This is a genomic window from Sporosarcina sp. FSL K6-1522 (assembly GCF_038622445.1).
Classification (GTDB): domain Bacteria; phylum Bacillota; class Bacilli; order Bacillales_A; family Planococcaceae; genus Sporosarcina.
Genome location: NZ_CP152019.1, coordinates 3,881,527 through 3,903,873 on the forward strand (window position 1 = coordinate 3,881,527; position 22,347 = coordinate 3,903,873).

Below are 22,347 nucleotides of genomic sequence, written 5' to 3' on the forward strand. Positions count from 1 at the left end.
TGCGCGGTTCGAACGGACTTTTGCGCGGTCGGCGGCAGTCTTTGCGCGGTTCGAACAGATTTTTGCGCGGTCGGCGGCAGTCTTTGCGCGGTTCGAACAGACTTTTGCGCGGTCACAAGCATCTTAAAATATAATATCTTCACAAAAAATAGCCTGACATTACTAAAGGAGGGTCCATATGACGACTCAACCAATTATCCGCTTTGAAAACATTACAAAAAAATATGATGATAATACAACTGTGCTCGATGGTGTTTCTTTTGAAATGGAGCGTGGCAAATTTTATACACTACTCGGTCCATCCGGCTGCGGGAAAACAACGATTCTTCGCCTGATTGCTGGTTTTAGTGAAGCGACCGAGGGACAAATCTTTTTCAACGGTAAAAAAATTAATGATGTCCCCGCAAATGAACGTCAAGTGAACACCGTTTTTCAAGATTATGCGCTTTTTCCCCATTTGAACGTCTTTGAAAATGTCGCATTTGGCTTACGCATCAAAAAAGTCAAGCAACCTGAAGTCACACGTCGCGTCCATGAAGCATTGAAATTCGTCAATCTCGAAGGCTATGAAAAGAGAGAAATCTCCGAAATGTCGGGTGGTCAACGCCAGCGCGTTGCTATCGCTCGTGCCATCATCAATGACCCAGAAGTGATTTTACTCGATGAACCACTTTCCGCACTCGATTTAAAATTGCGTTCTGAAATGCAATATGAGTTGCGCGAATTGCAACAACGCCTTGGTAAAACCTTCGTTTTCGTTACACATGACCAAGAAGAAGCGCTCGCTATGTCCGATGAAATATTCGTCATGAACGGTGGAAAAATTCAACAATCCGGTACACCACTCGATATTTACGACGAACCCATTAACCGTTTCGTCGCCGATTTCATTGGTGAATCGAACATCGTTCCCGGTGTCATGATTGAAGACTATGTTGTGCAATTTACCGGCAAAACATTCGAATGTGTTGACCAAGGACTCAATCCAAATGAAAAAGTCGATATCGTTATTCGACCGGAGGATTTGGAGCTAACAACGGTTGATAAAGGGAAATTGAATGTCACAGTAGACACACAGCTATTCCGAGGTGTGCACTATGAGCTGTCGACTTATGATGCTGACGGCAATGAGTGGCTTGTGCATTCTACGAAAAAAGCTGAGGTTGGCGTAACCGTTGGACTTGATTTTGATCCAGAAGCCATTCACGTTATGCGACTGAACGAAACAGAAGAAGAATTCGATGCTCGACTCGAGGCATATGGGGTGCCAGACCATGAACAATAAGCCACTACGCACCATCTATACAATCCCGTATACTGCTTGGATTATTCTATTCGTTATCGCACCGATTGCACTGATTGTTTACTATTCATTTTTTGACTTGGCAGGCAATCTCACGCTTGATAACTATAAAAGTTTCTTTTCATCCGTCTATTTAAAATTGACAATTAGTTCGTTTTGGTATGCTTTTCTCATTACGTTGTTTTCATTGCTGTTCGCTTATCCGACTGCTTATTTTTTAACGAAGACGAAGCATAAGCATCTATGGCTGTTGCTCATCATTATTCCGTCTTGGATTAACCTACTGCTGAAAACGTATGCGTTCATCGGTATCTTCGGTTTGTACGGTCCTGTTAATGCCTTTTTAGAGGTGATGGGCATTAGCAAACAACAAATGCTATTTACGGATTTTAGCTTTGTATTCGTTTCGGTGTATATCTTTATCCCGTTCATGATTTTACCGATTTTTAATGCACTTGATAAGCTAAATCCTGCGTTAATCGATGCCTCTCGCGATCTTGGCGCCAATGCCTGGACAACATTCAGACGAGTCATTTGGCCACTGACGTTAAATGGCGTAAAATCAGGCATCCAAGTGGTCTTTATCCCTGCCCTGTCGCTCTTTATGATTACGCGACTCATTGCAGGGAACAAAGTTATTACACTTGGAACTGCGATTGAACAGCAATTCCTCGTCACGCAAAACTGGGGAATGGGGTCAACGATTGCCGTGTTCTTGATTTTATTCATGTTCATTATTATGGTCATTACGAATGGAAAAGAAAGGGGGACGACACTCAATGGAAAAACTAAGTAAGCTCCCGAAACTCTATTTAGCGGTCGTCTTCGTCATTTTGTACGCACCGATTTTCTATTTAATCTTTTACTCCTTCAACTCGGGCGGCGGGATGTCGAATTTCGAATCGTTTACACTTGAACATTACGCAGCCGTCTTTGAAGACACAAGGCTACTCGTTATTTTAATCAATACCATTGTTGTCGCCCTATTATCAGCGCTTATTTCAACGGCCATTGGCGTGCTTGGGGCAATTGCGATTTTATTCATGCGTAATAAAGCGATGCGCAATGCCGTGCTGTCACTTAATAACATTCTAATCGTTAGTCCAGACGTCATTATTGGGGCATCATTCCTCATTTTGTTCACAATGATTGGCGTAAAGCTCGGATTCGCTTCGGTGCTTATTTCGCATATCGCCTTTAGCATTCCGATCGTCGTCATTATGGTATTGCCAAAGCTACAAGAAATGAGTCCGACACTTGTCGATGCAGCACTGGATCTTGGCGCATCAAAGCGTGACGTGCTGACACGGGTTATCATTCCATTTATCAAACCAGGGATTTTGGCAGGGTTCTTTCTCGCCTTGACGTATTCCCTCGATGATTTTGCGGTCACGTTCTTCGTCACAGGCAATGGCTTCTCAACGCTGTCCGTAGAGATTTACTCGATGGCACGTGCGGGTATCACGCTAACGATTAATGCACTGTCTGGGCTGATTTTCCTCGTAACAGTCGTACTCGTCATTGGCTACTATGCGATTAGCCGTAAAACCAAATCACCGCTTGCGGGGGTGCGAAAATGAAAGAAATTGTACGTGGCGCAATTGTTATAATGATTGTTTCTGCTATTCTGCTACTCATCAATGCCAAGTTGAATGAAGGCGGAGGCAGTGCCGGGAAGAATTCCATTACCGTTTATAACTGGGGCGAATACATTGACCCGGATTTACTGAAGCAATTTACACAAGAAACAGGAATCAAAGTCGTCTATGAAACATTCGATTCGAACGAAGGTATGATGGGGAAAGTAGAACAAGGCGGAACAGCCTATGATATTTCAATGCCTTCAGAATATATGATTGAAATGATGGCAGAAAAAGATCTGCTGCTGCCAATTGATTATAGTAAAGTTCCGAACGCCAAAAATATTGACCCGTATTTCCTTGACTTGCCTTTTGATCCTAAAAATAAATATTCTCTTCCCTACTTCTGGGGTACGCTTGGTATCGCCTTCAATCCAACGCTACTCGATGGGCAGACATTTGAAAGCTGGGACAATTTATGGGATCCAACTCTTGCACAACAAGTTGTCCTCGTTGACAGTGCGCGTGAGTCCATCGGCATGGGCTTGAATTCATTGGGCTACTCATTGAATTCCACAAACCTTGCAGAATTGCGTGAAGCGACGGATAAGCTGAAAACACTTAGCCCAAATGTCAAAGCCGTCATTGGGGATGAAGTGACACAGCTAATGGTCAACGGCGAAGCAGCGATCGCACTTACTTGGTCAGGGCAAGCCGCAGATATGATGTATGAAAATGAAGACGTCGATTACATCGTGCCTGAAGAGGGATCTAATCTATGGTTCGATAATATGGTTATACCACGGACTGCAACCAATATCGAAGGTGCTCACGCCTTCATCAACTTCATGTTGGATGCAGAAGTAGCCGCACAAAATGCAGATTACGTCGGCTATTCTACGCCAAATCAGGCAGCACTCGACTTTATGGACCCTGAAGTAACAGCAGATGAACGTTTCTATCCGGACGAAGAAACACGTGATCATCTTGAAGTGTATAAAAATCTCGGTCTAGAGATGCTAGGCGTTTATAATGAATTATTCTTGGAGTTCAAAATGGATATGAAATAACAAGTAGGTTGTCTCAACAGTTGTCATATAGACTGTTGCAGGCGGCCTTTTTGTATGCCGTCTACCAAGTCGCCTCACAAGGTGTCGGCAAACAATTTATGGTATTCTAATTTAGATACACGAAACACTTTTGAAAGTTGGGATGCGAGTGGCGGTTAAATCCAATAATTTCGCCTTATACATTTTAATGTTCAATATGTTCATCGCCATGGCTGGGATTGGTTTAATCATTCCCATTATGCCCGAGTATTTAGCCACTTTCGGCGTTGCAGGTCAAGCGCTCGGCTTTATGATTGCGATTTTTTCTTTAGCACAATTCATTTTCTCTCCCTTTGCCGGGGAACTGTCCGATAAGCATGGCCGAAAAAAAATCATTGTCGTCGGTTTAATCATTTTCGGTCTCTCTCAACTTGCCTTCGGATTGTCCACAGAGCTCTGGATGTTATACCTTGCACGCTTCTTCGCAGGCTTCGGTTCGGCATTCATCGTGCCACCTATGATGGCTTTCGTTGCGGACATTACCTCCCTCGAAAATCGCGGTAGAGGAATGGGTCTGCTCGGTGCTTCCATGTCGCTCGGTTTCATGATTGGTCCAGGTATTGGTGGATTTCTGTCAAAGATTAGTCTGGAGTTTCCTTTCTATTTTGCGACAGGAGCGGCACTCTTTGCAGCGCTACTGTCTATCTTTATTTTACCTAACCCGAAACCGGTAACAGCAGAGAAATCGGCTGATCGCAAGCGAGAAAACCTGTTCCAACAATTGAAACGCTCGACAAAAACACCTTATTTCATCGTGCTTATAGTCATGTTTGTCTTTTCATTTGGGCTCGCCAATTTCCAGTCGACCATTGCGCTCTACGTTGACCATAAATACGGGTACACACCTTTACAAATCGCCATACTGATTACAGTAGGTGGATTCGTTGGGGTCATCGTTCAAACGTTTGTCATCAATCCACTCTTTAGACGTTACGGTGAAATGCGCGTCATCCTTGTCAATCTTGTGATTGCCGCGTTTTCGATTTTCGGTATTTTGTTCGTCAATCAGTTTTGGTCTATTTTATTAGTGGCAACGATTTTCTCTACTGCTACTTCCCTTCTGCGTCCCGCAGTTAACACGCTAATTTCAAAGCTCGCAGGAGAAGAACAAGGCTTCGCAGCGGGTATGATGAATGCCTATATGAGCTTGGGGAATATGATTGGACCAGCATTAGCGGGAATTATCTTTGATATTAATATTATCTTTCCGTATATTCTCGGCATGCTCATTCTGCTCATTTGCTTCGCCATTGCAGCCATGTGGGCAAAGCGCAACCAACAATTGCTTGCCGAGACGCGAACAAAATAATAAAAGCCCATCGTACCTGATAAAAATCGGCACGATGGGCTTTGTCTTTGTAATAGGAAACTATAAAATTCTCGTACTGTGGATCAATAGATACATAGGGATTACCCGTCTAGGCTCCAGCGCCTGAACAGGCGCTTGCGCTTTTGTTATTTAACGCTTCTTTTTCGCTTTTAATAATTCGGAAATACTGTCTCGTGCCGCTGTACTCTCTTCCACAACGGGCTCTCGAATCCGTTTTGTTCCAAAACCTTTGAACATGCCAAAACGACGCAAAGTAATATCGATGAAGAACAGGATCATTGCCGTTAAAATAAGCCAGTCTGCTATCAGCTTCTTTTCGCCACTTTTAAATGGATGATCACGGAAAGCTTCTCTCGGCTCTTCCAACACTTTTCCACCTGTTCGTTCCGCAATTTTCGTCATCAATGCGGTGTTCGGTGCTGCTGGTTTGTATTCATCACTATAAGGAACTGACACACCCGCTTCAAACAAACCGCCTTTATCATCCGAAACGCCGAAAAATACCAATCCAGATTTTGCATCGACCGTGACACGCACTTTCCCAGGAGCGAGTGGTTCAGAAACGAAAGGCACTTCTTGCCCTTGCTCATCCACAATCGCGATATCAAGGAATGCCGCCTTGCGCGAGCTATCTGTCACAGTATATACACCGCCTCGCTCATGCGTAATGAGATAAGGGACTTCTTCATAGGAAGGCAATAACCTTGCAACTACGGTATTCCAGAAATCTGCATAGCCATCCCATCTCGCCAAGTCACCCGTCCACCTCCCCGTCGAATCAGACGTAAAAGCTATGGTTCTACCAAGCCCATACATCCATTCTGCAATGACGGGATCTTCCTTAGGACTTTCCCCTACAACCGTTGCTGTGCTTTTAGCCGTCGTCGCAATATAAGCATTCATTTGGGGCACGCCATCTTGGAACAATGACGCCCATTCAGGAACCGCCCCTAACGTCATATAAAAGGGATCATCTTCGATATAGGTCCGTGTCAGCATCGATGTTTCCCTTGTTAAAATGGCTGGTATTGTCGACTCATCAACTACATCATAAAAGCGTCCACCCCCTACTTCGGCGAGCTCTTCTAATAGTGACCAATCTGCATCCGTCCCAATCGCCACCGTTGACAACGTAATATTGTTCTCTTTCCCTTCTTCCATCACTTCTTCATAGTCGGAAGGCATCTCCGATTGTCCATCTGTTAGTAAGATGATATGTTTTCGTTGCAATTTCAGGTCGGCTAAATCTTCATACGCTTTTTGTACGCCCGGGAAAATATTCGTCCCGCGTGCTGCTGGAACCGATAAAATCTGTTCAATCGCTTCTTTTTTATCGCCAAGTTCCTCTACTGGGATGACTTCCCATACTTCGTCGTCAAAAGCGGTAAAACCAAATGTGTCATCGTCGCGGAGAAGTTCAACGGAACGCGCCGCTGCTTCTCTTGCTAAAACAATTTTCGATCCAGACATACTGCCTGACCGATCCAGCACGATGACAAGGCCAAGCGACGGCAACTGCTCTTTCCCTTTCACTTCCATCTCAACAGGCAATAGTCGTTCAATCGGCGATTTAAAGTAGCCACCAAGCCCAAAACTTTCATCTCCACCAATCATCATGAAGCCTGTCCCAAAGTTTTTCACCGCTTGCTCAATGACCGCCATCTTCTGTTCGCCCACAATATGGCCCGGCACATTGTCAAAAAGAATCGCACCATAACCAAGATACCCCGACAGCGTTTCCGGCAATTGTTGTGCATCGATTACATCCACTCTCATCGTACTTGTATCGAGTAGTGTCGGGATTATCGACGGATTGCGTTCTGTCTGTACGACAAGTACACGTGGTGAACGCTCCATCATCGTAATGGATAGCATCCGATTGTTCTCTAACATGTCATCATCCGGCACAAGCAGTTTCGCCTCATACTTCAAAAGGCCACTACCTGTCGCAGAGGTACGGAACGAAAAAGAATTCTTCCCCGGTTCAAGTTGTACGGTTTCGTTAATGATTTCCTGATCGTTTTGATAAATCAACAAGGTTCCGGCTGTCCGCGCAGAAGATTCCACTTCCACTTGGAGGAGTTGCTTCTCCCCTTCATAAGCCGTTCTCGGTGTATCGAAAATCGAAATGGATGCATCGGCCGTGCCTGGTCGTTCAAGAAGCACTGTATCAATTGTGACACGTCCTCCGCTATACTTGGGCAATAACTCCTCAACCGAGCCAATCGTCTCTAAGCCATCCGATAACAGTACAATTCGAGTCGCTAATTGTTCTTTCGCAACGGCCGCAGCCAGATCGATTGCTTTCGCAATATCCGTCTCATCCTTTGTTTCTATTTCATCGATAACAGGAATAGCTAGCTCTCCGTCTGTCAGCTGCACATCTGTCCGAAATGTCTCTGCAAATGAGTACAAGCCAACAGATTGATTTTCTTTGCGCGCTTTTAAACTTTCCGCAAGCCAGTTATCCGCCGTCTCCTTTGCCCCACCAATCGATACGGATCGATCTACGACAAATAAAACCTGTTCTTCATCCGCATGAAGTGTCACATAAGGTCCGGCAAGTGCAAAGACCAGTGCCGCAATCGCCGCACAGCGTAAAGCAAAAAGAATCGTCCCCTTACTCATAAAACGCATCATCGATGTTTTCCACGTATACGCCATATATAATGCAATGGGAATGAGTAATAGAAGCCACAACGGCTGATCAATTCGGATATCCACGTCGTCGTTGCACCTCCCATTCAATGAGTAATAGAAGGAGTACTGGCAATACGAATAGCCAACCGATTCGATTCTTTCCTTCTTCCAGCCCTTCTTTGTCTACGGTTTGTCCAATCCGATACGACGAACCGATGACAAGTTCTTTTTCAGACTGCTCAAGTTGAGTAGCAAATAATTTCTCAGAGTCGCCATCCCGTACTTTATATATGCCAGGATGCGTAGGCGCTACAAAACTGGCACCATCTGCAAATGTTGCAATATACTCATCTTCCAGCGTATACACTTCCATGCCCTCTCCAGTTCCGGCCGACAGCACCGCTTTCCGCTCATTCGGCACGAAGAGCCCTAATGTATCTGTTTCAGAACGAAGCGATTCCGCTGCACTCCAGACAAATAGCGGAAACGATGGATGAAGCGGCCAGTCTGTCAATTCAATATCGGCAAGCACGACAATATCACCACGCTTTGATTTTTGAATGAACGGCTGCTCGCCTACAGTCGCAATGGTCGTATACGCTGGAAACGGCGGATACAATGCACTGACATAAACATCGCCCAAATCCGCAATGGTGAACAGTGGATCTGCAGAACTTGTGATGACGCCTGAAACCAGTTTGGGTGACTGGTCATTACGCCCCATTATCATAACGGGCTTCGTCCCCTTTTCAAGCAACGAAACGTCGTTGGTTACAACAACGGAGTGCTCCTGCGCGGCTACTATTTCATTGGTAGAGCCCGTCGAAACAGCTAAGCCAATTGCTTCAAACGCCCGTTTAACGAGTTCATGCAATTGCCCATCGATGACCGCTTCCGATATCTCATCGCCTAGTAAAATGGATGCGACATTATCCGCTTCATAGTCATCATCTACGATAATTTCGGCTTGCATCGCTTTGCTTTCAGGCAGTTCCTTGAATGATAACAACACATCTTTTCCGGCTTCCACAGCAAATTGTTCCTCTACCAATAGCTGACCTGTTAGTACATCGATGAGTTGCACATCTCCGGTTTGATCTACATCAGAAGCATTTAACACTTTCACAATCGCTTCCGTGCCTTCTGGTGTCTTCACCGCCCCTAATTTATCAATCGATAGATTGACAAGCTTCTCCTCCGAGCCATGGATTGTCCACGTAATATCGCTATCCTCTTCGGCAAAAGCAGCCCGATCCAATGAATCTGTATAAATATGAATATCAGCTCCACCCACTGAGGCAATGGACCGTGCAAATTCCAGTGCTCGTTCCATATGTTCATGTTCATAGGACACGGCTAATTTGTCGATAGCAGCTAGTACAGCTTCCCGATCCATTTGTTCCCGCACGACAATCGCGGGTTCCTTGCCAGTCGTCACAACAGTGATAGGCTCACCCGAACGACTGTTGACAAGCTCCTTCATAGCCTCTTGCTGTTGCGCAAACCAAATTGTCTGATCTTTCCCGGCAAGCATCGTCGCAGACGTATCGACGATGAGTATCGTATGACCACCAACCGCTTCTTCTTTCGGTAAAAATGGCCCGAGTAAAATGACAACGAACAATAATAGCGCCGCCATTTGAAGATAAAAAAGTGCATTGCGCTGCAAGTTTTTCAAGTAAGGCGATACTTTCGTTTCCCGCATCGATTGTTCCCAAAATAACGTCGATGATATAGTCGTGACCTGATATTTTTTTCGAAAGAAATAATAGAGTAGGACGACCATTGGGAAAATGGCCGTCCAACTGTTTACGATGTTATCCAAACCCATGTGGTCGTCCCCCTATCGTAGCCAACCTGCATGACGCATTTTTTTCGTCACGGTTTCCATGACACCTTCAACTACTTCTGCACGCATCAAGTGGATCCCAAATTTGCTGGCAAGCACTGTCAGTTTGGTTTCATGTGCTACTTTTGTATCCAAATAATTTTGCACAGCACGTCTTGTCACCGTCACCTCGACACCATCGCCACTTTCAATGTCAATAAACCGGACATCTCCTTCATAATCCGGTATGTCTTCTGATTTTGAGTGGATGGTCAGCATACGTACATCCCCACAAATTCCGGGAAGACGTCGGAAAAGATGCTCCCACTTGTCGGCTTCTTCAAGTCCATCCGTGATAATAAACAGCACAGTCACCGCTTTCGGAATATGACGCAGTGCACGAGCTGTAAAACTGTCCGTCGAATCCGGCCTATCGATTGATGAGATAAATTTCGTCATAGAAGCACGTTGCGCAGCACCTTTCCTTCTATAAAAATAGTCTTGTCCATCTGACCACGTAGAAAATGATACGGTGTCTCCACTTTTTAGCGCAATATGTCCAAGTGCAATGGCTAATTGACGGGCGTAATCCCACTTGCCGTCTACCTCCATTGACTTTGTCGGATCAAGCAAAATATGGATACGCATTTCCTGCTCGTCGAGAAACTGTTTGATGAACGGTTTATCCGTCCGCGCATAAACATTCCAGTCGATATGACGTAAGTCGTCACCCGGATGGTATTCCCGAAAATCGGAAAAATCGAGCGACGAACCCGTCTTTCTGGAACGATGCGTCCCCTTATGATGCCCAAGTCGTCCAGACCGAGAAACAATCGATAGTGCGCCAAGCCTTTTCGTCAGTCTATCGGGAAATAATTCACCACTCATCGCACAGAAGCTCCTTGACGAACTTCTTCCAGCAATTTGCTGATTAAACCATCGACGTCGACGCCTTCCGCTTCTCCTTCATAATTGATAAGAATGCGGTGACGCAATGCTGGTTTCGCAACCGTCTTAATGTCCGCAATGGACACATGAAAACGTCCCGCCATTAGTGCACGCGCTTTTGCCAATCGAATAATGGATTGAAGCCCCCGTGGCCCACTGCCATACTGTACATATTTCGACCATTCATCCGTAGTCTCACTCTTATTATGCGTCGTAGCTACTACATCGACAGCATAGTCAATCATGTCATCCGCTATGACAACTTCTTTCACCATCTCCTGCGCCATCACAATTTCTTGTGTATTCATTACTTTTTGAATCGCAACATTCGTCGGCCCCGTCGTACGCAGCATAATTTCTTTGAGCTCTGCTTTCTCTGGATAGGGTAACAGGATTTTACATAGAAATCGGTCCATTTGCGCTTCCGGTAATGGATAGGTTCCTTCCATTTCTATTGGATTTTGAGTAGCTAGCACAAAAAATGGTCGTGCCATTTTCCTTGTCTCCCCAAGCACTGTCACCGTTTGCTCACCCATCGCTTCCAGCAAAGCGCTTTGTGTTTTAGGCGTTGCACGGTTAATTTCATCCGCCAATACCATTTGGCAAAAAATCGGTCCTTCTTTGAAGACGAAACGCTGCATGCCTTCCTCATTCCGTTCCAAAATACTCGTACCCGTAATATCAGCCGGCATGAGGTCCGGCGTAAACTGAATACGTGAGAAGGATAGATCCAAAACTTCCGATATCGTTCGAATCAGCATCGTTTTTCCGAGTCCAGGTAATCCCTCAAGCAGTGCATGCCCGCCTGCCAATATCGAATACAGGGAAAACTCAACTGCTTCTTGCTGACCAACGATAAACTTGCCAATCTCTTCTTTAACTGTTCCAAGTTTTTCGCTCATCTCTGTAAACTGCTCTGGTGTAAATGGCATATATGCACTCCCATTCCGTTGTTATTCAATTGAGGAAAAGTAATCAGAAAGAATATGCTGTAAATCTGGTGACAGCTTCATCTTATCCGTACTCTTCAAGTAAGCCTCTTTATAGTCACCAACCACTTCTTTGTAAGGCCGTATTGTCCCTTTTCCGACAGGTCCTTGCGTCTCACGTTCCTCGATGAAATCCCCTTGCCCAAGATTACCACCTACAATTGAGGACTCGCCTTTTTCACCTAGACGATCGAATGGAACAGACAAAAGATCCCTGCCACCCGAACCTTTACCAGCCCCGGAACCGCTTGAACCTTGACCTTGGCCTGCCTCCGATCCAGCAGAACCAGCACCTTGTCCCTCGCCCTGACCGGCTCCTTGGCCCTGACCTTGTCCAGAACCGGCATTTTGCCCTGAATCCGAACCTTGCCCCTGTCCTGAGCCCTTCTCTTCACCATTTTCTTGTCCTTCCTGACTTTGACTAGCCCCCTCGCCAGTTCCTGCTCCCTGACTTTCACCACCTGCTGTACCTGGTTTACCATCCACCGTAGTTGTGGACGAATTACCGTCAGCAAGCGTAGGCAATGTAGGGGCTTTCCCAATTTTATTCAAAGTGCTATGGGCTTCCCCTACCTGTTGAGCTAGCTGATCCGCCAGCTCGCCGAGTTCTGCTAATTCCTGTTCCTCTGCCTCTGTCAAAGCATCGGTTGGGTTATCCGACTGGCTAGCTGCCTCTTTCTTATCCGCAAGGCGTTGCTCTTTTAACCGTAATTCTTTCTGTTTCTTAATAAGCTCTTTCAATACTTCTTCAGATAACTCTGCTTGCATCAGTTTGTCTCCGAGTTCCTGTAGTTCTTTTTCCACTTCAGGAAGCGGTTCTTTTTTAATCAAATCCTGTACATCTTTTTTTATGTCCTCAATCAGTTCTTTTTCCTTTTCAAGCGCTCCTGCTTCCAACTGTGCTTCGGATGGAAAATAGATTAACAAAGTAAGGCAGGTAGCTAACACGATGAAACCACCAAGCATTTTAGGATTCGTATAGTGCTTCTTCCTCTTTGTAAAGCCTTCAAACGCAGTCGCTATTTGGGACTCCGCGGCTTCGGTCAGCGCCCTGGCAAGATGTGTTTCGCCAATCTGCTCATCCAATGCAGTAATCAATAAATTATCGGGCATATACGCATCCAGCCTATGAACCGCTTCATTTTTCCGCAAGCGTTTATAAATAATCAAGACGCTAGTTACCACAAGCACCATAACAGCCATAGCCCATGCAATACGTCCATAATAAGGCAGGACGAACAACCTGGATGCCACGACAACAATCACAGCGAATAACGTAGCGACAAATAATCCTGCTTGCAGCCTATAGATTGCCTGTTCCAAACAAAGTCGCACCAATGCCGCATGGACATATTTCTCCAGTAACGATTTCCTAACCATTCGCCCACCTCCTCATCATTTTGAACGTTTCATATTAACACGTAATTTTTTTACAGCCATCCATAGTGACAGTACGGTAATCGATAAATAAAAGATAAGGTAACCGATCCAAATCGGCCATTTCACCTGTGTCATCTCGGCCAAGCTCTCCGCCGCACCTTGTGATAATAAGGAAGCAAACAGCACGGCGGGATTGATGGATGCTAGTATATGTCCCGCTATAGAAGGGGGTGGCAAACCTACTCCATTGAAATTGAATCTTGTCAGCTGCATGACAATGATGAATAAAAATCCTGTGACAACCGACAAAAATAACATCGTTCCATAAGTCGCAATCATCGAAACGATTGTCCGTCTAATAAGTGTTGAGAATAGGATCCCAAGGCTCCCGATTGCCAGAAGCGTGACAAATAAGAACAGGAATATCCTCACAAAATCCATCGGTGAAATCCCGCCGAACAAAAACACCAAACTATATACCGGCAAGCCAGACACGATGAGCAACAATAAAAAAGAGATTGAAGACAACAATTTCCCCGTTATAATTTGAAACGAACTTTGAGAGGTTGTTAGTAAAATCGGCAATGTCTGCTTTTCTCTTTCACTACTAATGGCACCAGCCGTCAATCCCGGCGTGATAAATAACACCAATCCAAGTTGAATAAATGCTAAAAAAGAGAACAATAGCATACTTTCACTCGGTCTAAAATACGACACGCCCGTCAAGCTCATTGTCGTAAAGATAAAACCAAATACGAAGAGACACATGGCAAGCAAATAGAACAGCATACCGACGAAACTTTTAGGCGACCTAAATCGGAGTTTCAATTCTTTAAACAGCACGGGATTATTGACATTCAGCTTCATCATTCGTCGTCTCCTCTCGTGATTTCCATGAACACATCTTCAAGATTCGTGACATGTTCCATAAACGAAAGGATTGGAACACCATGGAGTATCGCCCGTTTTAACAGTGCAATTTGATCTTCCTCTGTTCCTTTATAGGAAAATGTAAGCCCAGTTTCGACATCTAGTTGTTCAATAGCGGAAACAAACGGATCTTCCTCAAAAAAGGCAATGGCTGTATCCAATGCGCCTGCCAAACGAACCGTAATGACCCGCTCACCTTGTAATTTACGTTGAATTTCCGCAACAGAGCCATGTGCAATGAGTCGCCCATTATCAATGACACCTATCTCATCACACATTTCCGCCAGTTCAGGCAAAATATGTGATGAAATCAAGATCGTCTTGCCCATCTTCTTCAGCGTTTTTAAAATATCTCTCATTTCAACACGCGCACGTGGATCAAGTCCAGATGCTGGTTCATCGAGAATAAGCACTTTCGGATCATGGATGAGACTGCGTGCAAGGCACAGCCTTTGCTTCATTCCACGCGACAACAGGTCGACGTAGTCATAGCGCTTGTGAGAGAGATTGACGAGCTCCAGCAATTGGGGTATTAAAACCTTACGTTTCGCCTCTGGAATACCATAGCTGGCACCGTAAAAGTCCAAATACTCATCCGCCTTCAACTGATCATACACACCAAAAAAATCTGGCATATAGCCAATCATCTTGCGAACTTCAGAAGGATTTTCTCTGACATTGACACCATTGATGAATACATCCCCCGCTGTCGGCTGCAACAAGGTTGCTAAAATCAGAAAAGTTGTGGATTTCCCCGCTCCATTTGCCCCTACAAAGCCAAAGACCGTTCCTTCCGAAAGCGTCAAATTCAAATCGTCAAGTGCGCAAAACTTGCCATACTTCTTTGTTAACCCTTTAATTTCAATCATTTCGCCACCTCACCAGTCAATTTAAGCTCCGGTGCACGTCCTTGGTCACCATTTCGCGCATCCTTTAAAACGAGTCGGAGAACAATCTCCCCTTCAGCAGTGATGTAGTCATCCAACTTGTCGGCAATCGTAAATGTATTACCACCCTGCTCTTCATAATCACCTGTTTGGACATTCAAAATGCTCACATCATACAACTGATTTTGAATTTTAGACACTTTGAACGAAGTCCAGCTCGGCTTCACATCATTCAATTCCCCGGGTACTTTCCACGTTTGCAGATAGACGGGTTCATTGAAATAATACTCATTGACTGTGCCTCCCATCGAATCTGCCGGATACAGCGTATCTTCCGAAAGAAGCGACATCGTCATCATTTCAGGAACAATGGTAAATGTATCATTGAACGTTACGTCCACTTCGACAGGTTGAGCAATCATTGTCATCGATGAAATCGTTGGTTTTCCTTGTGTAAGTTCGATGGGCACAAGCTGTGTGTCCGTGTAACCGATAAGAACCGGTTTCTCCGTCTTGTTCATCTGCTCGCCTGAAAATGATAACAGGCTGTCTTTCCTCATCTGTGTTAAATCATCTGAATGAGTCGGCGCAACGCCCATATAAGTATTAAACATCTCTCTTCTCGGTAACAATGTGTCCGTTTTCAATATTTCATCCACTTGAACAGACTCCCCCGGGCCAAGATCACCAATTGGAATTAGCGCACTGCCCGACCAAATTGCAACATCTGTCAACGTAAATGGAAAGCTATTTGTAACCGTCCCTGTTAACCTTTTATCGTCAATCGCCAACTGACTATCGTAAGTCCCCATCTTTTCCAATATCGTTTTCCCATAAACTGTCGCCACATCCCAATACCCCGCATTGCGAAGATGAACAGTCGAACCAGCTAGCTCTTTTTCGAGCATTGCACGTTTATGCACAGATACAGAGCTTGAAGAACTAAAGAGATCCTCTCCTCGCGTTGACGCAAATAGCGTCGTTTCCGGCGGTGCCGTAAATGCAAAGTCCCCCGATTTGTTGGTCAACAATGACTCGGCATAATAGCCAGCCATGCTGCCATCCTGTTCAACATTTAGCACAGCTGTATGTTGAATTTGCGCACGGCCAATCCGATCTTTTGCTCCATAGGCAAAAATCGCAACAGACGTTACTACCGCAATCACAGGAATAATCCACCACGTATACTCACGTTTATCCTTCCTTTTCAGGATGAAATACAGTACAGGAAGAATCACAATCATATAAAAAAGGATAATGCCTACTATGAAAAGTGCCGACACTTTAAACGATGGAAATAACTCATTCGAATCGCCAATTGAATAGACAATCCTCTCCATCGGATCGTCATAATAATAATGCTGGGACATCGGATTCACTTGAATCGTCCGTTCCCCCATTTCCAACAGCGTCTTCCAAAATGCAATCGTACCCTCCATTTTTGCGAATGGTTCATCACCTAAGGAGAATGCCGTCTGTATGACAAGTCCTTCACCAAGTTGTTTGTAAGCAGCGAGAACCTGTTGCTCCTCTTCCAAAAAGGGCTGTGCATTTGGCGTCAGTTCAGCTTTATAAGATGGGATCATGCCTTCAAAACCTTCTGTTCCCGCCCACTTATTCAAAATAGCCGTATTCATCTCTGTCTTTTCTTGGACCTTTAAGGGCAAATACTCGGCGAATAAACCGACTTCCGCCTGACTATTGTCCGAACCACCCATGATGATAATGCCACCGTTACGTACCCAGCCTATCAACGCCTCTTGCTGCTGAACAGGTAGGTCTGCCAATGGATACTCATCGATGACGATAAAATTGGCCGCTCCCCATCCATCTGCCTCATTCGGAAATGCGGATGCTCCTATTTTAGAGGCATTTATCCACACCAAATTGGATGCATTGTCATATTTCACTGCTTTTAAAGCTGCTAAGCGATCGACATTATCGGTAAATTGCACACCAAACTTCGCATTTTCCGCATGCAATGTCGCCGTGATTTGCTGGGCACCTTTATGCTCGATTTCCGTCCCTTTCTCCCAACCACCTTCATAGAAAAAGATGGATTTTGTATTCCCTATGCCGTACATGCCACCATAATCATTCATTTTAGGTATGACAAAAGATATGGTTTTTGTCTCCCCCGTACCTATTTCAAGTGGAAATGCTTCCCCCATCCCCATCGAATATGTAAAAGGCATATCAATAACCATATCTCCGCTAAAAGGTGAACCACTATTTTCAATGGTCAATGTCACCGGCGCACCTTTGCCGTACTTTGCTTTACCATCGAGCCCCGCCGAAACATTCACCTTCAATTCCGGTGCGGCAAAAGCCGTCACAGTTGGAATGAACACCAGTGATGCCATCCAGAAGACGACAAACAACACATATTTTTTCCACATAGCCTACCCCTCCATCCATATCAATTACGCCTCGGCGTAATTGCGTCCAGATTTTTTTCGAGCTCGGGGCCTACAGGATGTAGGTCATGCAGTCGTTGCGAATAGAACGGCGAAGGGTTCGATTGCCGTATTTCTGTGTTTTTGCAGAAATTAAGGCACTTCCCTTCAGGACGTCGCGCGCTTAGACTGCCTTCCAATGCTCCTCTAAAAATCTGTGACATCCGCCGGAGGCTCGGGCCTGCACGATGCAGGACATGCAGGCATTGCCACAGGACGTGGCGATCTTAGCCTGCGTTCCTCAATCGTTCAGCGGGCGTTTGAACCTCCACTGAACAGTAAAACAAAACCGCATTCATCTCGCCACCTGTCGAGGTGGGAGTTTTTGCTGAATGAAGATGAATGACTCCCTTATTAGTACGAACAGGGCAAAACAAAGTTCCATATTCTCTTAATAATTGTAATCTTTCTGTAATCTTTGCGCATGCCTTTGAACAATTTGTGCAAAAGCATCGACTTGTTTCAACGAAAATGACGACTCATAGCCAATGAGCCACGTATCTCGCGTTAACTCAAACTCCTCTTCACTGTTGAGAAGGGGCATTTTATTGACCTGTTCATCACCCGTTAACGTAATGGACGGCAAAATCGCATAGCCAATACCATTGAGTGCCAACTGCTTGCACGTCTCAATTTGATCGACCGTAATTTGGCGACCCGGATTCTGATTAAAATGGCGCTGCCACCATCGCTGAATTTCCATATGATAATTGGAATCGCTTTTAAATTGCACAAAGGGACGATCCGTATCTTTCAATTCTTCAATCGACGTAATCTCTCGATCCACAAGATACAGCCGATCACGGAATAAATACGTCTTTCTGCTATTCCAATCGACTTGTCCACGTACAATCCCAACATGCGCCTCGCCCTCATACAATGCTTTAACAATTTCTGAACTCCATCCCGTCATCAGCGAAATTTTTGCGCCTGGGTAAAGTTGAACATAGTCTTTCAACACTTGTGGAAGCCACGTCTGCCCAACGATGGAAGCACAGGCAATTTTCAACGTCCCATGCACTTTATCCGCCATCGAGGCAATCATAGCGAAGGCCTCTTCTTTTTTCTGAATCGTCTCCTTCGCATAGGCAATGACTAATTCCCCGGCTGGCGTCGGTTCAAGCCCCCTCTGTGAACGGATGAACAACATCGTTCCCCACTCTTTTTCAATCGATTGCAACCGCTGAGAAAGAGCCGGCTGCGATAAAAACAAACGCTCCGCTGCTTTGCGCATATTGCCTTCCTCCGCAAGTGCGTTAATAATATCTAATTCAGTCGTTGTCATGTAATGGTCCCTTTCCGCGTGGAATTCGTAAAATAAGCAGGAAACTAATCACTGCAAAGCTAGCAACACCTATGTACACCCACTGTAATCCCGAACCAAGTGCATGTTGCAGAAATTGGACATCATTGGCTAGCAATGTCTCTCTCATCTCTTCCGTTAACAATAAATTAATGGCATCCAACTCATAATTCAATCCTTTGCTCGTAAAACTGTATAGCAACGAGCCGTTTAAAATCGCACCAAATATAGCCGCACCAATTGTATTACCTAAATTACGCATGAACATATTAGCAGCCGTTGCAGAGCCGCGTCTCTCCCTTGGTACTGCTCCTTGAATCGTCACGATGAAGGACGTACTCGTCAGCCCCATCCCAATTCCGATAAAGAAACTAGCACTCGCTGCCCACCACGGTCCTAAAGCAGCCTGCATGATGACGAACATCACAGCACCTACGATAAGCGAGATGCCTCCAACGAAAGACACAAGAAAAGGACCATAACGAATGAGCAAATGCCCCGCAACAGATGACGCAAGCGGCCAACCGATAGACATAGCCGTTAAGGTAAAACCCGCTATAATAGCAGGCTGTTCCATCACGCCTGTAACAAATGTCGGTAAATACGAGGAAATCCCAATTAAAATCACACCTGTCGTTAGTGACACCAAGTTCGCATATAAAATGACGGGATTTTTCCAAATCCCAAACGGCATCATCGGATCTACCGCTTGGCGTTCAACGCGGATAAAGAGTGCAAATAGCCCGAGTCCTACAAGTAATAGCAGCGCACTCGATACCGATAAACGACTAAACGTTTGACCACCCTCAGCAAGCCAAAATAACAGTGCTGATAATGACAATGTCAGCAGGAGTGCTCCTTTATAATCAATTGAAACCTTTTTCTCATGCGCTGGCTCATGTAAAAATAGATAAATACCTAGCATCGCCAGTATCCCCAATGGAACATTAACCCAGAAAACGAACTTCCAATTCAAATACTGCACGAGAAGCCCTCCGATTACTGGTCCCGACACAGCGGAAATCCCCCAGACACTCGATAAGTACCCTTGGATTTTCGCCCGTTCTTCCGTCGTATAAATATCCCCGACAATCGTCGTAGCAATTGGCATGACAGCCCCCGCACCCAGCCCTTGAATAAGCCTAAAGACGATTAGCTGCTCCATCGAAACTGCAAAACCACACAGAATCGATCCGACTAAAAAAATAGTCAAACCCGTAAATAGAATCGGTTTACGACCAAAAATATCAGCCAACTTCCCATAAATGAGTACCGTCACTGTACTCATTAATAAATACGCCGAAAATATCCAACTATATCTAGAAAAACCTCCTAAATCAGCAGCAATCGTAGGCATCGCCGTCGTCACAATCGTCGCCTCGACTGCCCCGACAAACATCGCCAGCATGACAGAGATGAGCACAAGCGGGCGATTTGTTCGTTTCGTATTTTCCATTGACTTCAATACTCCTTTCCAATTAAAAAGCACTAGGCATTTGCCACTCAGAGTCTAAACAATTAGAAAAAGGCCCCTTATATGGAGCCTTTCTTTCCTCATGCAACTAGACCCCGCCTCTTTTGAGCAGGATCACACAGAATAAATATATTTTTTAAATTCCTTTAAGATGACTCTTCTTGTTAAAATCCCCGCAAACGTTCCATCTTCTTCTGTTACACAAAGAAACGTGTGATTAATAAGTAAATCAAGGCCTTTCTGGAATCGATCCGTCGTTCGAATCGTCGGCATATCTGTTTGCATAATTTCATCGACTTTTAAATCGGCTAGACGCTCATATTCAATACGTTCAAGCCCTAAAATGGAATCCGTAATCATTCCTATACTAAGCAATCCTATAAGTCGATATTTTGCATCGAGGACTGGCAAGGCTGAATAGCCGGTTTTTGTTAGGACGAGAAGGGCGTGTTCTGCATTATTGCCGACCTGGACGTGTGCAACTTTCTCTGATGATATAATATGGTCCGCAATCGGTGTAAAAAGAAAATCCTTATCTTTTACAGAAATCATGTAATCGGCTCCCTCTGTAGCTTCTGCTCTTATATCTAAACTACACATCCATTATACCATAAGATGGGCGAACAGACCTCCATTCAAAATAAAGTAAAGCACAAACGCCTTGGTAGGGCTGGCGTCTAGACAAAAAGAAAACCCCTTCTAATAACTAGAAGAGGTCGCGTAATAAAATATGATGATGCCCATGAAGAATGCTGCGACTAGAATGACCCAAATAATCGGATTTAACGTAAATGGATTCTCTTCAATCGCTGCCGGAATCGCACTATCTTGTCCATCCACAACCTGATCGGCCTTATTCCATTTTCGTACCGAAAGAAAGCCAATTAAACAAATAATCACAACCACAATCATCAGTGGGACTGCCCAAATGTCCATTCAGCACATCACTCCTTCTACAAATAGGATGTGCTGAATGAATAAAATTAATCATTCACCTGCTGAAACAAGTTAAAATGGATGTTGATTCAACCATTGTCCGCCATCTAACGTGACGATTTCACCATTCATATACGAGGCTTTGTCTGACATGATGAATGCAGCTAATTCCGCAATTTCCTCTGGTTGTCCAAAGCGACCGAGCGGAACAGAAGCCAGTGTACGTTTCGTCGCTTCGTCCGACTCCCATAACTTATCAGCGCCACCTGTACGCTCAATCGGTCCTGGCGCAATGCCATTGACACGAATACCGTATGGTCTGCCCCATTCTACCGCAAGCGTCCGAGTCAACGACATAACCCCTGCTTTAGCCGCTGCCGAATGAACGACACCTGGTCCCGCGTCCCATGCATACGTTGCAAGCATATTCAAAATAGCACCCTTTCGCCCCTTCTCAATCCAATACTTTCCAACCGCACTCGAGCAATAAAATGTGCCATTCAATACAATATCAATCACTGCTTTCCAACCATTCGGCGATAAATCTTCCGCACGAACGAGGAAATTTCCCGCTGCATTATTGATGAGCCCATCAATGCGACCAAACTTCTCATCAGCAAATGCAATAAGCGCCTCAACAGACTCTACATTTCGAACATCCATTTGAAAAAGATGCGCTCTCTCCCCAATTTCCGCTTGCGCAGCCGTCAGCCGATCTAAATCCCTACCAGCAATGACAACTTGCGCACCTTCTGCCGCAAATTTCTTCGCCATATATTTCCCCATACCACTTGAACCACCTGTTACAATCATCACTTTTTCAGCAAACATCCCAATTCCCCCTTAGTAATGAATGAGTATTCAGTCATTATTATACCATGATATAGAATGCATGACGATTAATAAATCAATTACACCTCAGCGTAATTGCGTCCAGATTTTTTTTCGAGCTCGGGGCCTACAGGTAGTAGGTCATACAAGCGTTGCGAATCGAACTACAAAGGGTTCGATTTGCCGTGTTTCTGCGCTTTTTGCAGAAATTAAGCCACCTTTCTTCGGACGTGGCAACCTTAGTCTGCGTCATTTCTAGTCATACTCGTTTTCATAATGCCGTTGCGAATCAGTACCTGTCGCGTCCTTCCAATTGTTAAGTGAAAAATGCGGTTGCTTAAGAAGAAAAGAATAGAGGACTTTCTTTAAAGAGTACAGTGCCCAAAGATACAATTCCGGGCACCCTTGTACGTTGTACAATGC

18 protein-coding genes are annotated in these 22,347 nt (G+C 44.9%); 5 read left to right on the forward strand and 13 right to left on the reverse strand.

What is annotated here, in order from left to right; all coding sequences use genetic code 11:
• Positions 1-178: 178 nt before the first annotated feature.
• From MKY34_RS19390 to MKY34_RS19410, 5 genes are all read left to right on the forward strand, one after another.
• Positions 179-1,285: an ABC transporter ATP-binding protein gene (locus MKY34_RS19390; protein ID WP_342512752.1), complete on the forward strand. Its 1,107-nt coding sequence runs from the start codon at positions 179-181 to the stop codon at positions 1,283-1,285.
• The gene (locus MKY34_RS19395; protein ID WP_342512753.1) at positions 1,275-2,099 is read left to right on the forward strand and encodes an ABC transporter permease; all 825 of its coding nucleotides are present in this window, start codon (positions 1,275-1,277) and stop codon (positions 2,097-2,099) included. The genes MKY34_RS19390 and MKY34_RS19395 overlap by 11 nt, the downstream gene beginning before the upstream one ends.
• Positions 2,083-2,883, forward strand: coding sequence for an ABC transporter permease (locus MKY34_RS19400; RefSeq protein ID WP_342512754.1), 801 nt, complete (start codon positions 2,083-2,085; stop codon positions 2,881-2,883). Before MKY34_RS19395 ends, MKY34_RS19400 begins: the two co-directional genes overlap by 17 nt.
• Entirely contained in the window at positions 2,880-3,953 is a 1,074-nt protein-coding gene (locus MKY34_RS19405) for an ABC transporter substrate-binding protein (protein WP_342512755.1), read from the forward strand. Before MKY34_RS19400 ends, MKY34_RS19405 begins: the two co-directional genes overlap by 4 nt.
• Positions 3,954-4,101: 148 nt before the next feature.
• Entirely contained in the window at positions 4,102-5,301 is a 1,200-nt protein-coding gene (locus MKY34_RS19410) for an MFS transporter (RefSeq protein ID WP_342512756.1), read from the forward strand.
• A 150-nt stretch (positions 5,302-5,451) separates the two neighbouring features.
• Here MKY34_RS19410 and MKY34_RS19415 read toward each other — a convergent pair whose 3' ends face one another.
• The 13 genes from MKY34_RS19415 to fadH all read right to left on the reverse strand — a co-directional run bounded on the left by MKY34_RS19415 (position 5,452) and on the right by fadH (position 21,924).
• On the reverse strand, positions 5,452-8,046 hold the full coding sequence (locus MKY34_RS19415) for a VWA domain-containing protein (RefSeq protein WP_342512757.1): 2,595 nt from the start codon (positions 8,044-8,046) through the stop codon (positions 5,452-5,454).
• Entirely contained in the window at positions 8,030-9,793 is a 1,764-nt protein-coding gene (locus MKY34_RS19420) for a BatA and WFA domain-containing protein (RefSeq protein ID WP_342512758.1), read from the reverse strand. Before MKY34_RS19420 ends, MKY34_RS19415 begins: the two co-directional genes overlap by 17 nt.
• A gap of 12 nt (positions 9,794-9,805) precedes the next feature.
• Positions 9,806-10,678, reverse strand: coding sequence for a DUF58 domain-containing protein (locus MKY34_RS19425; RefSeq protein ID WP_342512759.1), 873 nt, complete (start codon positions 10,676-10,678; stop codon positions 9,806-9,808).
• Positions 10,675-11,670, reverse strand: a complete 996-nt coding sequence (locus MKY34_RS19430) for a MoxR family ATPase (RefSeq protein WP_342512760.1) — start codon at positions 11,668-11,670, stop codon at positions 10,675-10,677. The genes MKY34_RS19425 and MKY34_RS19430 overlap by 4 nt, the downstream gene beginning before the upstream one ends.
• Before the next feature lie 21 nt (positions 11,671-11,691).
• On the reverse strand, positions 11,692-13,107 hold the full coding sequence (locus MKY34_RS19435) for a hypothetical protein (RefSeq protein WP_342512761.1): 1,416 nt from the start codon (positions 13,105-13,107) through the stop codon (positions 11,692-11,694).
• Positions 13,108-13,122: 15 nt separating this feature from the next.
• Positions 13,123-13,974, reverse strand: a complete 852-nt coding sequence (locus tag MKY34_RS19440; RefSeq protein ID WP_342515308.1) for an ABC transporter permease — start codon at positions 13,972-13,974, stop codon at positions 13,123-13,125.
• Positions 13,974-14,906: an ABC transporter ATP-binding protein gene (locus MKY34_RS19445; protein ID WP_342512762.1), complete on the reverse strand. Its 933-nt coding sequence runs from the start codon at positions 14,904-14,906 to the stop codon at positions 13,974-13,976. The genes MKY34_RS19440 and MKY34_RS19445 overlap by 1 nt, the downstream gene beginning before the upstream one ends.
• Positions 14,903-17,323, reverse strand: a complete 2,421-nt coding sequence (locus MKY34_RS19450; RefSeq protein WP_342512763.1) for a hypothetical protein — start codon at positions 17,321-17,323, stop codon at positions 14,903-14,905. The genes MKY34_RS19445 and MKY34_RS19450 overlap by 4 nt, the downstream gene beginning before the upstream one ends.
• Positions 17,324-17,771: 448 nt before the next feature.
• Positions 17,772-18,665, reverse strand: coding sequence for a LysR family transcriptional regulator (locus MKY34_RS19455; RefSeq protein ID WP_342512764.1), 894 nt, complete (start codon positions 18,663-18,665; stop codon positions 17,772-17,774).
• A complete protein-coding gene (locus MKY34_RS19460) occupies positions 18,652-20,139 on the reverse strand; it encodes an MDR family MFS transporter (RefSeq protein WP_342512765.1) in 1,488 nt (495 codons plus the stop codon). Before MKY34_RS19460 ends, MKY34_RS19455 begins: the two co-directional genes overlap by 14 nt.
• A gap of 132 nt (positions 20,140-20,271) precedes the next feature.
• Positions 20,272-20,709: a cyclic-di-AMP-binding protein CbpB gene (gene cbpB, locus MKY34_RS19465; RefSeq protein ID WP_342512766.1), complete on the reverse strand. Its 438-nt coding sequence runs from the start codon at positions 20,707-20,709 to the stop codon at positions 20,272-20,274.
• A gap of 147 nt (positions 20,710-20,856) precedes the next feature.
• Complete coding sequence (locus MKY34_RS19470) at positions 20,857-21,093, reverse strand: hypothetical protein (RefSeq protein WP_342512767.1); 237 nt, start codon at positions 21,091-21,093, stop codon at positions 20,857-20,859.
• 72 nt (positions 21,094-21,165) lie between these two features.
• Positions 21,166-21,924, reverse strand: coding sequence for a 2,4-dienoyl-CoA reductase (gene fadH / locus MKY34_RS19475; RefSeq protein WP_342512768.1), 759 nt, complete (start codon positions 21,922-21,924; stop codon positions 21,166-21,168).
• Between the last annotated feature and the right edge of the window lie 423 nt (positions 21,925-22,347).

Bases quoted from the DNA above. Each gene is read 5' to 3' on its own strand.
- MKY34_RS19390 (WP_342512752.1), top strand. From the start codon at position 179: ATGACGACTCAACCAATTATCCGCTTTGAAAACATTACAAAAAAATAT.
- MKY34_RS19395 (WP_342512753.1), top strand. From the start codon at position 1,275: ATGAACAATAAGCCACTACGCACCATCTATACAATCCCGTATACTGCT.
- MKY34_RS19400 (WP_342512754.1), top strand. From the start codon at position 2,083: ATGGAAAAACTAAGTAAGCTCCCGAAACTCTATTTAGCGGTCGTCTTC.
- MKY34_RS19405 (WP_342512755.1), top strand. From the start codon at position 2,880: ATGAAAGAAATTGTACGTGGCGCAATTGTTATAATGATTGTTTCTGCT.
- MKY34_RS19420 (WP_342512758.1), bottom strand. From the start codon at position 9,793: ATGGGTTTGGATAACATCGTAAACAGTTGGACGGCCATTTTCCCAATG.
- MKY34_RS19425 (WP_342512759.1), bottom strand. From the start codon at position 10,678: ATGAGTGGTGAATTATTTCCCGATAGACTGACGAAAAGGCTTGGCGCA.
- MKY34_RS19430 (WP_342512760.1), bottom strand. From the start codon at position 11,670: ATGCCATTTACACCAGAGCAGTTTACAGAGATGAGCGAAAAACTTGGA.
- MKY34_RS19435 (WP_342512761.1), bottom strand. From the start codon at position 13,107: ATGGTTAGGAAATCGTTACTGGAGAAATATGTCCATGCGGCATTGGTG.
- MKY34_RS19440 (WP_342515308.1), bottom strand. From the start codon at position 13,974: ATGAAGCTGAATGTCAATAATCCCGTGCTGTTTAAAGAATTGAAACTC.
- MKY34_RS19445 (WP_342512762.1), bottom strand. From the start codon at position 14,906: ATGATTGAAATTAAAGGGTTAACAAAGAAGTATGGCAAGTTTTGCGCA.
- MKY34_RS19450 (WP_342512763.1), bottom strand. From the start codon at position 17,323: ATGTGGAAAAAATATGTGTTGTTTGTCGTCTTCTGGATGGCATCACTG.
- MKY34_RS19455 (WP_342512764.1), bottom strand. From the start codon at position 18,665: ATGACAACGACTGAATTAGATATTATTAACGCACTTGCGGAGGAAGGC.
- MKY34_RS19460 (WP_342512765.1), bottom strand. From the start codon at position 20,139: ATGGAAAATACGAAACGAACAAATCGCCCGCTTGTGCTCATCTCTGTC.
- cbpB (WP_342512766.1), bottom strand. From the start codon at position 20,709: ATGATTTCTGTAAAAGATAAGGATTTTCTTTTTACACCGATTGCGGAC.
- MKY34_RS19470 (WP_342512767.1), bottom strand. From the start codon at position 21,093: ATGGACATTTGGGCAGTCCCACTGATGATTGTGGTTGTGATTATTTGT.
- fadH (WP_342512768.1), bottom strand. From the start codon at position 21,924: ATGTTTGCTGAAAAAGTGATGATTGTAACAGGTGGTTCAAGTGGTATG.